The sequence below is a fragment of the Thaumasiovibrio clandestinus genome, from assembly GCF_047250365.1.
GTDB lineage: Bacteria > Pseudomonadota > Gammaproteobacteria > Enterobacterales > Vibrionaceae > Thaumasiovibrio.
This window is the reverse complement of record NZ_JBLBVL010000003.1, coordinates 368,699-382,260: the sequence shown is the minus strand read 5'-3', so window position 1 is coordinate 382,260 and position 13,562 is coordinate 368,699. Positions and strand designations below refer to the sequence as shown.

Sequence of the window (13,562 nt, the reverse complement as noted above, 5' to 3'; positions counted from 1 at the left end):
AATTCAAATGGACGTTGAAAATAATTCATGTTAGAGCTTAAACATCTACGTACACTCGCAACCCTACGAGAGACTGGTTCATTGACGGCCACCGCCAATATCTTATGTCTTACCCAATCAGCGCTATCACACCAAATCAAAGAGTTGGAGCAAAAGCTTTGTAGCCCACTGTTCTTACGCAAAACTAAACCTGTCAACTTCACTGCCGAGGGAAAAGTGCTATTAGCATTGGCCGATCAAGTTCTACCAATGATAACGCGCACAGAAAATGAGCTTGTTGCTTTAAAAGAAGAGATCAATGGACGGCTTCACATGGCGATAGATTGTCATTCTTGTTTTCAGTGGCTGATGCCCGCCATCAAGGACTATCAGACCCATTGGCCTGAGGTAGAGCTCGATTTTTCCTCCGGCTTCGGCTTCGATCCTCTCCCTGCTCTAATTCAAGGCGAATTAGATTTAGTCGTGACATCGGATATTCGTCCACGCGGTGAGATCCATTACGAAGCGCTATTTGATTTTGAGATGCAACTGATTATGGCTACCAATCACCCCCTGATTAATCACACGACCATAAACCCAGAAGATATTGCAGATCAAACCCTGCTCAGTTACCCCGTACAAAAACAGCGTTTAGACATCGTTAATCACTTTCTTTCTCCTGCTGGTGTCGAGCCCAAGCAGTGGAAACAGGCAGACAATACTCTGATGCTCATACAGATGGTGTCGGCGGGGTTAGGAATAGCTGCATTACCTAACTGGGCTGTTTATGATTATGCGCAACAAGGGCTGATTGTCTCTCGTCCACTGGGGAGCGGTTTGTGGCGTAGACTCTATGCTGCTGTACGTGATAATGATAAAAAACGTCGCTATCTACAGTCGTTTTTTAGCATTGCTCGGCAGCAATGCCATGGTCACTTAGAAGGGATAAAAACGGTACGCAGCCACAGTAACACGCTGTGACAGCTCGATTGCAGCTGCGCAGATTTACTTAAATTGATTGGTTATCGCATCGTAGTGGTAACCTAAGTCGGCCATTTTACTGACTAGCGCTTCCACGTCCAATTCGTAACGAAGAACAAGTTCTTCCATGCTGTCACACTCTAAACGAAGCCGCTCATTCACAATACCCAGTGCTATACGGCTATCTAAGCTCAGTAGATTATGTATTTCCATACCATCTCCTTAACAATCGTGGTGTCTACGACCAGGACTTCGACTGCGTCGCTAATTACATATTAGCTCTGTCGACAAAGAATTGACGTGAAATACCGCACTATTTCTCGCTTAACTGAGTAATCTGACTAAGCGACTCAACCAAATCCCGTTTTAAACGATACGACGGCAAACCCTACGGATAAAGGAGATGGTCGAACCATTCATCCATCGGAACGAAATCAGTGCTGCATCAATAGAGCAAACAACAGCAGTGACATTACCGAGAGCAACTGCCAGCGATTAGGCGCTGTCGCACGAAAAACATGAAAGACCCAAATCAACGCAGCGAAAATCAAGGTCACTAACGAGACCAGCACATTGCTGACAATCAATTGAGTATCTGACAAAGAAGACCAGTAGCCCAACAGCGCTATCAGCATCAACATCGTCGCAATAACACCGGTAACAGGCAAAATTCGGTGGAACGCCTGTAAGCGACTTTTGGCAGAGACTAAAATGAAATGCGCCAACGCACACCCCATCAGTGGAAATGAAAATAGTGAAATAAAAGCCAGCGAAAGCGGCATTGATTTTACTTCAAACAACCATATCACTGCACCAGTAACGAGACTGGCAAGTAACCAAGTACGAGGGCCTTCATTACGTGTTTTTCCTGTTTTCACTTGCAAACAAAAGCCGATCAGCAAGCCTAATGGGATTAACGCTGTTAATGTATGTACCGCACTGAACGCCAATGGCACACAGATCAGCGGCAACCATTTGTGTAATCGCCCACGCTGTCCCGGGCAGATCTCACCTTTATACAAACATAGACAGATAACTGCCAACGCCCCTAAGGCCATTGGCATCGTAACGATAAACAACATATGCATACAAACTTAAAGAGACATGAAAAAGACGCGAGTATACCGTCACTTGGCTAGATGACAACGTGAACTTTACCAAAATTGCGCACTTTAAGCACAAAAAGCAGCGAAATAACACAATACGGACCTAATTGGAAACAGCCTCTAAAGCGACGTGCTCTTCCTGCTGGCGAACCTTACTGATGGCGATGATCAATACAATATAAAGGATACCACCCGCCGCCATCACCCCAGTCCACTGGTATTGCTGCCAAGCTGACAGTAAGAGATACCCACCCAAACTGCCACCAACATAATAACTCACTAAGTAGAGTGCATTGGCGGTTGCTTTACCTTGCTGCGCTTTTTCTCCTACCCAGCTATACGCTAATGAGTGAATGAAAAAAGCCCCAGCGCTCACCAACAGCAACCCCAGTAGCATATAAGCAATGTTATCTTTTGCCGCAACCAACATACCCATGGCGCTGACGATAGCCCCCAATAGCATGCCAGTAGATGTTCGGCCTACTATTAACCAATAACCACTAAACTTCGATGTAATCGTACCGGCGAGATAACACAAGAAAATTAAAGAGGCATACCCGACAGGAAGATAAAAAGGTGCGCCCACTAATCTAAAACTCATCACTGAATATAAGTTAACAAAGATGGCAAAGTTAAACCCACCAATCAAAATAGCAGGCAGCAGTTGTGCGTTCCTAGCATGCATCACCAATTGGCGATGTATTGTTTTCATCCCCCCATTAACCGGGACGAAGTGTCGCTGTTTTGGCAAACATCGAGCAATAAAAATCACCGAGAGCAAACTAAAAACAGCCAATATCCATACCGCCGTTGACCAACCAAACCAGTCATTTAGCAACCCTCCAGAGATGCGCCCGGCAATGCCTCCGATAGAGTTGGCACTGATGTAACCGCCTAACGCCAACTTAAACGCCGATGGGCTTAACTCTTCTGCCATATACGCAACAGCCACCGCAGCATAACCGGCCAAAGCCACCCCAACTAAACCACGGTAGAAGACCAACATTGAAAACGTCGTGGTGTTGGCCATCAGCACAGACAGCAAAGGTAACACCGCCAATCCAGCGAGCATTACAGGCCGTCGACCGATTTTTTCAGAAAGCGCAGCGCAGGGAATGAGCGTCAGTGCCAACATGAAGGTCGTTATCGCTAGCACACTATTAACCTGCGTTTCACTCATTCGCCATTGCTCAGCAAACATTGGCAGCAATGGCTGAAATAGATAAAGATTACAAAAAACAACAAAAGAGCCCAATGCGGTTGCAAAGGTCAATTGTCGATAAGCTCGGCACCCAACTTGTATCATAAGTCACCCCAATATCGTGATATCTGAAGCCTAGCAATATCGACAAAATAATAAAAATATATTATTTATATAGTGTTGATATAAATAATATATAAACAGGTGATCGCGATGCTGAGCACAAAACAATTGCACTACTTTTTGGTATTAGCCAAACACTGCCACTTCACCCGAGCTGCAGCCGAGTTACATATCGCACAACCCGCACTGAGCATCGCGATTAAAAACCTCGAGCAACACGTCGGATTAACCCTGTTTCACCGTCAAGGCAAACAACTCTGTCTGACCCATGAAGGCACCGCCTTGCTCCCACACGCCCAAGCGGTGTTGCAACAACTCACGGATGCAGAAAGAGCCATGGCAGATTTACGCGGTGTAGAAACCGGAGAAGTGCGTTTAGGGGTACCGGGAATGCTAGGCTCCTACTATTTCCCGCCGATTTTAATGGGCTTTAAACAGCGCTACCCTAACTTAAAGTTAACACTGGTCGAGGCTGGCGGATCATCACTGAAAAAAATGCTCTTAAAAGGAGAAATCGATATTGGCGTCATCATTAATGAAGATGTGCCAGATACCTTAGAGACCGATCACCTACTCTATTCACAAATGGTTGCCGTGGCCAGCCAAGATCACCCAATCGCACAACTGCCATCTATCCGTTTTGATCAGTTTCTTGCTGAGCCGCTGGTATTGTTTAAAGCAGGTTACTTTCATCGCGACTATATTGATGCTGCAATTCAACATCAACACATGCAACCCAATATCGCCTTTGAAACCAACCTTCTGCCTATGATTCTGCAAATCGTGCGACATCAATATGCTATCACTGCCTTAATTGAGTTAGTTACCCAGTACGAGCCCGGATTAACCGCCATTCCTTTTTCAAGCCCTATTACCCTCGATCTTGCCCTAGCATGGCGCAAAGACAGTTATCTCTCGGTCGCGGATCGCACCTTTATTGAGTTTATAAAGCAATCGAATCACTTTCAGCTCCACACAACGTGAATTCACGGCAAAATCACGCCAATAACGCAACTATCTGCCCCCTTGTTGCTTATAATCTGCTTCGATGCTAGTCAGCCTGATAGCAAGTGGGTATAATTCCCGCCTCCAAAAAACAGGGGCCAATACATGCAACATCAAGCCATTTTCGACAAACTCACCCACATCGACCAATACCCAAAGTATTGGGCCGAGTGCTACGGCACTGCTCCCTTCTTGCCTACTAGCCGCAAGGAGATGGATGCTCTGGGTTGGGACAGTTGCGATATCATCATTGTTACTGGCGATGCGTACGTTGATCACCCAAGCTTTGGAATGGCAATCATCGGTCGCTTGCTTGAAGCACAAGGGTTTCGTGTCGGCATCATTGCGCAACCTGACTGGCAAAACAAAGACGCCTTTATGCAGTTAGGTAAACCCAATCTGTTTTTTGGTATTACCGCTGGCAACATGGACTCGATGATTAACCGCTACACCTCGGATCGTAAGCTACGCCATGACGATGCTTATACCCCAAATAACGAGGGCGGCAAACGACCAGATCGTGCCGTATTGGTGTACTCGCAGCGTTGCCGCGAAGCCTTTAAAGGTGTGCCAATTGTCCTAGGTGGTATCGAAGCCAGCTTAAGACGCATCGCCCATTACGATTACTGGTCTGATAAAGTGCGCCGCTCGGTGCTTGTTGATGCCAAAGCGGACATTTTGCTGTTTGGTAACGCTGAACGTGCCTTGATTGAAGTTGCACATCGTCTTGCCAACAATGAAGATGTAAAAACACTCACCAATATACGCGGTACTGCGGTGTATCTTCATGCTGTACCTGAACATTATCGTGTTATCGACTCTTCCCGTATCGAAAAGCCGAGTAAAGCGTCGTTTGTTGCCCTCAATCCATACGATGTTGATACGCAATGTGAGAGTAACGCTACCGCTGCACCAGCAGCACAGCCGATCACGGTAGGCCCTTCACGCCATGATGCTGAAAACAGTGTGATTCGTTTGCCGTCTTATGAAAAGCTCCAAAACGATCGCATCTTGTATGCCCATGCCAGTCGTGTCATGCACTTGGAAACCAACCCCTACTCTGGTCGTGCCTTGGTACAAAAGCACGCCGATCGGGAATTGCTGATTAACCAACCGCCTGTTCCGCTAACAACAGAAGAGATGGATTACGTCTTTGCGTTGCCCTTTGCACGCGTGCCTCATCCTATGTACGGTAAAGCAAAAATCCCCGCTTATGACATGATCAAAACTTCGGTCAACATTATGCGCGGCTGCTTCGGTGGTTGTTCATTCTGTAGTATTACCGAGCATGAAGGTCGAGTGATTCAAAACCGTTCTAAAGAGTCGATCATCAATGAATTAGAAGAGATTAGAGATAAAGTTCCGGGCTTTACTGGCACCATCTCTGATCTTGGCGGCCCAACGGCCAACATGTATCGACTTGGCTGTAATGATGCCAAAGCCGAAGCAAATTGCCGTCGCCCTTCTTGCGTATTCCCAGAGATTTGTAAGAAGCTCAACACTGACCATAAGCACACTATCGATCTCTATCGCTCGGCTCGAAAAGTGAAAGGGATCAAAAAGGTCATGATTGCCTCAGGGGTTCGCTATGATCTTGCCATTGAATCCCCAGAGTATGTTCGCGAATTGGTCACTCACCATGTTGGAGGCTACCTAAAAATTGCTCCCGAGCATACCGAAAAAGGGCCTCTCGATCTCATGATGAAGCCAGGGATGGGTAGCTATGACCGCTTCAAAGCCATGTTTGAAAAATACAGCGCAGAAGCCGGTAAAAAGCAGTATCTGATCCCGTATTTTATTTCTGCCCACCCGGGTACAGAAGACGAAGATATGCTCAATCTTGCACTGTGGCTCAAGTCGAATAACTTTGAGTGTGATCAAGTACAGAACTTCTACCCATCGCCAATGTGTAATGCCACTGCGATGTACTATTCAGAAACTAACCCACTAAAACGGGTCAAGTACAAGAAACGTGAAGAAGTCCCTGTGGCTAAAGGTGAACGACATCGCCGTCTACATAAAGCGCTGCTGCGCTACCATGATCCAAGTAACTGGCCATTGATCCGCGAAGCACTGACTAAGATGGGTAAATCTCATTTGATTGGTGATAAGCCGCACTGCCTAATCCCAGCAGAAGACATGGATAAGCAAACGCCAGCGCAACGTCGACGCAGTGGTCGTCATGGCGCAAACCGCTTCGCGACCAAACATACCCCATTTGGTAAAGGCCAGCCAGATCAACGTGCTAATGGGGGTTCTGACAAACCTCGTAGTAACGCGGGGAAAGGAACGAAAGGTAAGCCCGCTGGTAACGGTAATAATGGCTCACGTAATGAAAAACAAAACGCTAACTCGCAAGGTCAGCACAAGCCGCGCGGAACAAACCCAAAACGGCCAAATCGAGGTAACGCCAAGCCGAAGCATCGATAAAGCAAAGCGAGTGTGTGGCATGTAACCACAGCAGCAATGATGTAAATAGCGACGGTTAGCGCTTTTGTATCTAAGCAGAGATTCATTCTTGAATCTCTGCTTTATTTTATCTGCTGTACATTACACTTCCCGTACTCGAACAAGTACCGCATGACACCGCGATACTTTGTTTCGCTGACACCAAGCCAAAATGCCTTGTTCAACGTAAACTAAAGAGTCACCGTCTATTTGAGTAATCAATCATGCGTTGGTTATGGCTATTTGTCCTGTTGCTATTGAGTGGTTGCGAGCGCAACAGTACGATCAAGGCATTCGATACCTATATCCAAAAACTGGCCAATGTTCTCGGTGTCGACACACCGAGAATGCCTGAAGCAGAATGGTTAACTTTACCGATAAAGCGCGAACTTGAGATCACTACCCCTGACATTCGGCTAGGCCTATTAGATGCATACCAATTGCGTAAGTGTCATGCCTTTGGCCTAATTGCCGATCGCAACAGTGCAATGGGAAAAGTGCAAGACGAGATGCTGCGTTTGCAATATGAACTGCGACTACTCACGAAACTAGACCAATGCCTACCCATTATTGATGATGAGTTGAAATTAGAATTGCAACACATAAAAGCGTTGAAACAGGTGCAGATCTACCACCATTTTTGGAATGCCATTACACTGAACCAAGAGTGGCAACAAATGTTACGCCCAACCACTACCCCCTTTGAACTAAACAACTTACATGGGTTTGCGGCTACAGAGCAAATGCTATTGCTTTTGAACCAAATCTACAGTCAGTTAGAGCAACAACAACCCATCAGTGATGATCTAATTGACGCGCTGGTCACACAACAAAAAACAATCCAATACTTAGATTATATTGGCCGACTCTACACCAGCATGCATCTTTCAGCCCACTACTTACAGTCGATTACTCAGTTTCTTACGCAGCACGATCACCTTATCCAGTGTGGTCAAAATACCAATCAGCAACGAGCACAATACCTGCGTAATGTACTCGAACGCTACTATATCGATACACTTCAACCATATCTTGCGGACATCAATGGGCAATACTTAGAGTTACAACCCCTGTTAAACGGCGTATATACCCCGCCTTCAGCGGTTTCTGCGCAATTTGAAGCCTATCGACAAGCGATGATCCTCGGCGAGGTACATACTCGCTTTACTGACGCCATTGGTGCCCACACTCGTTATTGGCAAGCACTGTTTAATCGTTGCGAGATATCCGTTGGAACAAGGTAATGTTGCCTACTCGCTATCGTCCGTCCACTCCGCCCATGCTCGAGCCGCATGTACCGCACGCTTCCAGCCACTATAACGACGGCAACGTTTCTCTTCATTCTGATCGGGATAAAATGTGGCTTCCACCTGCGCCTTATTTTCCAGCTCACTGAGATCATGCCAATACCCCACCGCCAAACCCGCCAAATAGGCCGCACCTAACGCAGTGACTTCAGTCACTTGTGGACGGTACACCGCGGTATTTAAAATATCCGCCTGAAACTGCATTAAAAAGTTATTGTGTACTGCTCCACCATCAACCTTTAATCCATCCAAAGCGATGCCCGAGTCTTTCTCCATAGCGACCAGTACATCCCTTGTTTGATAAGCGATAGATTCAAGTGTTGCTCGAACTAAGTGCTTATCGCTCGTCCCACGCGTCATACCGACTACCGTGCCGCGTGCATACGCATCCCAATATGGAGCTCCTAACCCTGTAAATGCAGGAACAACATACACACCATTGCTAGAATCAACCTGGGTGGCAAATCTCTCTGAATCTTTCGCATCACTTAGCAGCTTCATTTCGTCGCGCAGCCATTGAATCGAGGCTCCGCCCATAAATACCGCTCCCTCCAACGCATAAGCAGGTTGACCATCACGTCCAACCGCTAAGGTTGTTAACAGTCCATTTTGGGAGGTGACTTTGCGCTCACCCGTATTCATCAACAAGAAACAGCCAGTGCCGTAAGTGTTCTTTCCTTGCCCTTTATCAACACACATTTGTCCAAACAAGGCGGCTTGTTGATCCCCAGCAATGCCAGCAATTGGAATGCCTGTACGCCCTTTACCATCAATATTGGTTTCACCATAAATTTCAGACGAGCATTTCACCTCAGGTAACATACTTTCAGGAATAGAAAGTGCGTCTAATAATGCCTTATCCCAACAACGCGTATTGATATTAAACAACATAGTTCGGGACGCATTGGTAAAGTCAGTAACATGCACCTTTCCTTGGGTCATTTTCCATACCAACCAACTGTCAACCGTACCAAATAACAGTTCATCCGCATCAGCCTGTTCACGCGCACCTGCAACATTATCTAAAATCCACTTAATCTTGGTGGCAGAAAAATATGGGTCGATCACCAATCCGGTGTTTTCGCGTATATAGGCTTCTAACCCCGCCACTTTCAACTCTTCACATATCGGTGTGGTACGACGACATTGCCACACAATCGCGTTATAAATGGGCTTTCCAGTCTTTTTATTCCAAACCACCGTAGTTTCTCGCTGATTTGTAATACCAATTGCCGCGATTTGATCAGCAGAAATCCCTGACTTGGCCAACACTTCTGTCAATGTTCCAAGCTGTGTCGCGTAGATTTCTAACGGATCGTGTTCGACCCACCCTGCCTGTGGGTAATGCTGGGTAAATTCACGTTGGGATACGGCCACAATGTTGGTATCGTGATCTAAAATAACCGCGCGCGAACTGGTTGTGCCTTGGTCTAAAGCGACAATATATTTTTTCTTATCCATACAACGTACCTAAACAACGAGCTATCAAAAAGTAAATATTCCGCCTTATTTTACAAGGTTGCTAACGATAAAAATGGCGGTCTGCACACAGTTTGTTTTGTCGCTTAGCTCAGTTGGTTAGAAAGTAATACAAGGCTGTTTACAGTACCTTAAGATTCAATCAACGCAGATATAGGCTTGCCAAATTCAGGGGCGGTCGCGCCAAAGAAAAACGCCACGGTGGCTCCAACGTCAGCCAAGGTCTCGGACACACCGAGATCGAGCCCTACGTGACCTTTTTTATACGCTAACAAGGGCACCTGCTCGCGGGTATGCTTGGTATGACCAATAAAAGGGTCATTACCATGATCCGCCATAACCAATAAGACATCTTCTTCACCTAGTTGAGCTATCAGTCTCTCTAGACCATTATCTGCTTTCTCTAAAATTTGCCAGTATCGTTTGGGGTCTTGTTGATGGCCAGCAAGATCTGTTTCCTGGACATTGGCACAAAAAAAACCATCCTGTTCAACAGAAACATCGTGGCATAATAGATTGAATATCTCATCAGTATCAACAATGGAGGTATATGAGCATCCTTTGGGGTTTTGAACTATATCAGCCACTTTTCCATACAGCCATGTACCTATCCCCTTTTGATGCAGCAACCAAGGAACTTGAGTTGAAGCATCCACCCCAAAACCTAAATGCATCACACGAAATCCACAATCATAAGCGCCACTGTTAGGTGCATTCACCCCAATAAATGCGGGGTTCCCGCTGCGGTCTGACTTGACCTCAATGGCACTGTAGACTCGCTCCATAGAGTCTATTTCCCCACCAAAGGCGATATTGCGGCTCACCTTAGTTACTCCTCGCACTACGTCAGCTATTTTCATTAGCTCCTGGTAAGAGACCTGATTGAAATTGCAAGTCAAGTTATATACTTGCCCTAAATCAGCTTCAAGGTTATCACCGATTACAACACCATCATTAACAGCTAAGACATCAAGCCCTTGCCTGCTTATCTTTGATACTCGATAGCCCTGCTTTGTTAAGGCTTTTTCTACATCGCCTAAAACGTGTTGAAATGGCTCAATCACTGGTGGCTTAGGGCATGTTCCCATGATTTCTTGATGCCCCATAAACGTATCACCACCTTGATGGGCTAAGTTAGCTTTCCCCACATTGGCCAATAAATTCGCTTTCATTGCTGACTCTTGACTGACGACTAAGTTCTGTAGCCCCAAAAGCGCAAGCGTTGGAAGATGCTTTAAGGGAAAATGGCGCAATAGTTTTGCAGCCGTATTGGCACCGCAATCTTGAGGGCGCACATGCGCTACATCTTCCATTGCACCCACCCCAAACCCATCCAATACCACAACAATGAACTTAGCCATAAGCGACCTCATTGCCCAGTGCATCAAAAATGGCGAGCACTTTAGGATTCGGCGTTGCCACATCACGCAACAAAACCACATCACTGCGAGTCACAAACACTTGGCTTCTAAAAGCCATAATGACCGGCGACCCAATGGGGTAATGCCCTGGGATTCTCAAGTGGTAATCAATACTGTCTTTATCATCATTAAAGACTGATACTCGCCTGCGCTCTTTTCCGTCAACAACGAACGCGTTCGCCATCATGCCGCGACGATAGTAACCACCACCAAAACAGTAACTATGGTGTTCATAATGATGAGAGATTTCACTCAAATACAAAGAGGCAACCCGCTCTGTTTGCGTTCCATCCACATTAGCAGGGAAGGTCCCAGTCAACGAGTGACCCGGCTCACCATGAGTTCCACCATGTTCAGCTAGTTTGCTTATCGTATCAACGCAAGTTGAAGATGGTACGTTGACCTGTTCACACTCAATACCCAAGCGCTTCAAGCGCTTTTTCGCTTCAACTAATGTCGTTAAGTTTGGCGTTGGGGCGGTAGCCTTCTTCTCTGGCGAATAAAGAAAACATGGGAAATGCGTAACACCGGCAATGTGGACCCCCGGCAGTTCTGCAATTGCTTCAACAACACTTTCTAGTTTTTCGATAGGAAAACCAGATTCTTGATTTACATATAGATGATCGGTGGAGCGATAAAATTTGAGTAGTATGCCCTGAATACGTCCAGCTTGTTGCGCCGCCTCTGAAATCTGTCGTGCCTTTTCTAAACTATATACGGTTACGACTTCTGGCTTCATTTCGGTCAATATAGCGGGGATCATATGAGTTGGTGGTTGGACTAAATGACCAATGTTGCCAATGGGTAACCCATACGAGGCCATAAGGCGTGCTTCTTTGAAATCGACACAGACGATACCTTCATAGCCACATTCTTGTATAAGCATTTTCGCAAGCAATGGATTGCGACCAAACTGCTTAGTCATAGCGTACAAGCGAACCCCATACCTATTGGCTTCGCTTTTGATAGCTTTTGCGTTCTCAAGCAGCTGATCAACGTCAATAACTGTCGTATCAGGCAACAACTTACCTTGTGAAAATAAAGAAAGAGTCGCTGCGACTAAATTTGAGTTTTGTCTTTCTAAAGCATCTAAAAACATAATCTTCCTTGAATTGTCTAGGCTAGAGAACCTTGCTCTTTTGTGTGACGGAGGCGCTTATCCATCAGTTTCCACGCTAGAGCAAGGGTCAAGCTATTCGCCACTTCGATTACAAAGCGAATAGTCCAACTACATGTAACAAGTTCAAAATAACCCCAGTCAATATCGCTGCTGCTGCTGGTGCTGCGATTTTCAAAATTGGGCGTCCCAAAACTTCATTGAGGAAGAAAAGCATCGCAAAGATAGTAAAGCCTGTTGTGGAGCCCATTTTCATTACTGCTAATACACCGCCAATCAATAACGCAAACTCCATTAACGTATTCATTGAGTTTCGAATATTATCTGACGCATTGCGAATTGAAGGAAATTGCTCAAGAAATCGACCTACTCCACGTAGCAAATAGACTTCAAGGCAAATGGTCACCGCTCCAAGTGCTGCCGCTACAGGTATATTTGGTGATAGGTAACCCACAACAAAAACAAAGGTCATTCCTACGACACCATACACCCCGGTCGCTAAAGCAGTGGTGGCAATCAACGGAATAAAGCCCAATCCTCGCATAAACTCAGAGAGCGCCACCTGCTTCATTGCGGCATCGTGAGCGATTGGGTCGGTCAGTTTATGGGCATCCGCTAACGCATATATGGAGACCTCTGAGCCCGCAAAAATACCACCATTAGAAACCGCCGCTATAAGCGCGCCTGTTACCGCCAAAAATGGTAAATGCTTGACGATACGTTTGGTTCTCTCATCAAATATACTTCTCAAACCTGACATATCGGGCGGTGTTATCCCTTTGCGGCGATCAGTAAGGTCTTTTTGCACCGCAAAGAAAACCAACATCATCATGCCGACAAATATCTGAATTGACTCGGGATAAATTCCAGTAAATTTCATGATCAGTAAGCGAGATGTAAGAATCACTACCGCCGCGATTGCACCAGCTCTCCAACCAAACTGATAGAAGATTGCCAACAATGGAAATAGCGCGAAAGCAGACATCACTGGCGTACCAAGCTCACCCAAAGCGCCCAGCGCATCGACGGGAAGACCCGTCAATACGGAGTTAACACCGGCCAATGATGTAACGACCAATACACCCCACAGCCCACCAGCCGCGGCTGCGAGCAAGCGACTACCAATCATGACACCTAAAATATCCGTGGGTAGGAAAAGTAACCAGGGGTTAAGTAACCCCGTAGATAAGGTAAACGAAATACCCACCGAAGCGACAAACCCTATAGACAAACCAAAAGCAACCGAACCTGCATCGCGACGAGTCATGTTACCTTCAAACAGCTGTGGCAACACTGGGCGAATTCCATCATGGAATACGGCCGCACTCATGTTTGCAATTAATGCGGTCATGGCACATAAAGAGGCCACCAGACCAAGGTGCATAATATCCATAT

The 13,562-nt window shown here is 46.2% G+C and carries 11 protein-coding genes; 4 read left to right on the top strand and 7 right to left on the bottom strand.

Features of this window, described 5'->3' with window-relative positions; all coding sequences use genetic code 11:
* Window positions 1-27 precede the first annotated feature (27 nt).
* Window positions 28-960, top strand: a complete 933-nt coding sequence (locus tag ACKLNH_RS07375) for a LysR substrate-binding domain-containing protein (protein ID WP_413111604.1) — start codon at window positions 28-30, stop codon at window positions 958-960.
* Window positions 961-984: 24 nt separating this feature from the next.
* Here ACKLNH_RS07375 and ACKLNH_RS07370 read toward each other — a convergent pair whose 3' ends face one another.
* The 3 genes from ACKLNH_RS07370 to ACKLNH_RS07360 form a co-directional block, all read right to left on the bottom strand.
* Window positions 985-1,173 (bottom strand): DUF4250 domain-containing protein, encoded by a 189-nt coding sequence (locus ACKLNH_RS07370; protein ID WP_413111603.1) that lies wholly within the window; start codon window positions 1,171-1,173, stop codon window positions 985-987.
* 221 nt (window positions 1,174-1,394) lie between these two features.
* The gene (locus ACKLNH_RS07365; protein ID WP_413111602.1) at window positions 1,395-2,048 is read right to left on the bottom strand and encodes a hypothetical protein; all 654 of its coding nucleotides are present in this window, start codon (window positions 2,046-2,048) and stop codon (window positions 1,395-1,397) included.
* 121 nt (window positions 2,049-2,169) lie between these two features.
* Window positions 2,170-3,372, bottom strand: a complete 1,203-nt coding sequence (locus ACKLNH_RS07360; protein ID WP_413111601.1) for an MFS transporter — start codon at window positions 3,370-3,372, stop codon at window positions 2,170-2,172.
* A gap of 111 nt (window positions 3,373-3,483) precedes the next feature.
* Here ACKLNH_RS07360 and ACKLNH_RS07355 point away from each other — a divergent pair, with 111 nt between their 5' ends.
* The 3 genes from ACKLNH_RS07355 (at window position 3,484) to ACKLNH_RS07345 (ending at window position 8,087) form a co-directional block, all read left to right on the top strand.
* A complete protein-coding gene (locus tag ACKLNH_RS07355) occupies window positions 3,484-4,374 on the top strand; it encodes a LysR family transcriptional regulator (RefSeq protein WP_413111669.1) in 891 nt (296 codons plus the stop codon).
* A gap of 126 nt (window positions 4,375-4,500) precedes the next feature.
* The gene (locus ACKLNH_RS07350; RefSeq protein ID WP_413111600.1) at window positions 4,501-6,825 is read left to right on the top strand and encodes a YgiQ family radical SAM protein; all 2,325 of its coding nucleotides are present in this window, start codon (window positions 4,501-4,503) and stop codon (window positions 6,823-6,825) included.
* Between the two features lie 242 nt (window positions 6,826-7,067).
* Window positions 7,068-8,087 (top strand): DUF3080 family protein, encoded by a 1,020-nt coding sequence (locus ACKLNH_RS07345; RefSeq protein ID WP_413111599.1) that lies wholly within the window; start codon window positions 7,068-7,070, stop codon window positions 8,085-8,087.
* Between the two features lie 6 nt (window positions 8,088-8,093).
* Here the strand turns inward: ACKLNH_RS07345 and glpK are convergent, their stop codons facing one another.
* From glpK to ACKLNH_RS07325, 4 genes are all read right to left on the bottom strand, one after another.
* The gene (gene glpK / locus ACKLNH_RS07340) at window positions 8,094-9,611 is read right to left on the bottom strand and encodes a glycerol kinase GlpK (RefSeq protein WP_413111598.1); all 1,518 of its coding nucleotides are present in this window, start codon (window positions 9,609-9,611) and stop codon (window positions 8,094-8,096) included.
* Between the two features lie 149 nt (window positions 9,612-9,760).
* Window positions 9,761-10,990 carry a phosphopentomutase gene (locus tag ACKLNH_RS07335; protein ID WP_413111597.1) on the bottom strand — a complete coding sequence of 410 codons (1,230 nt, stop codon included), beginning with the start codon at window positions 10,988-10,990 and terminating at the stop codon, window positions 9,761-9,763.
* Entirely contained in the window at window positions 10,983-12,149 is a 1,167-nt protein-coding gene (locus ACKLNH_RS07330) for a YhfX family PLP-dependent enzyme (protein ID WP_413111596.1), read from the bottom strand. Before ACKLNH_RS07330 ends, ACKLNH_RS07335 begins: the two co-directional genes overlap by 8 nt.
* Before the next feature lie 109 nt (window positions 12,150-12,258).
* Window positions 12,259-13,560: a YhfT family protein gene (locus ACKLNH_RS07325; protein WP_413111595.1), complete on the bottom strand. Its 1,302-nt coding sequence runs from the start codon at window positions 13,558-13,560 to the stop codon at window positions 12,259-12,261.
* Window positions 13,561-13,562 lie beyond the last annotated feature (2 nt).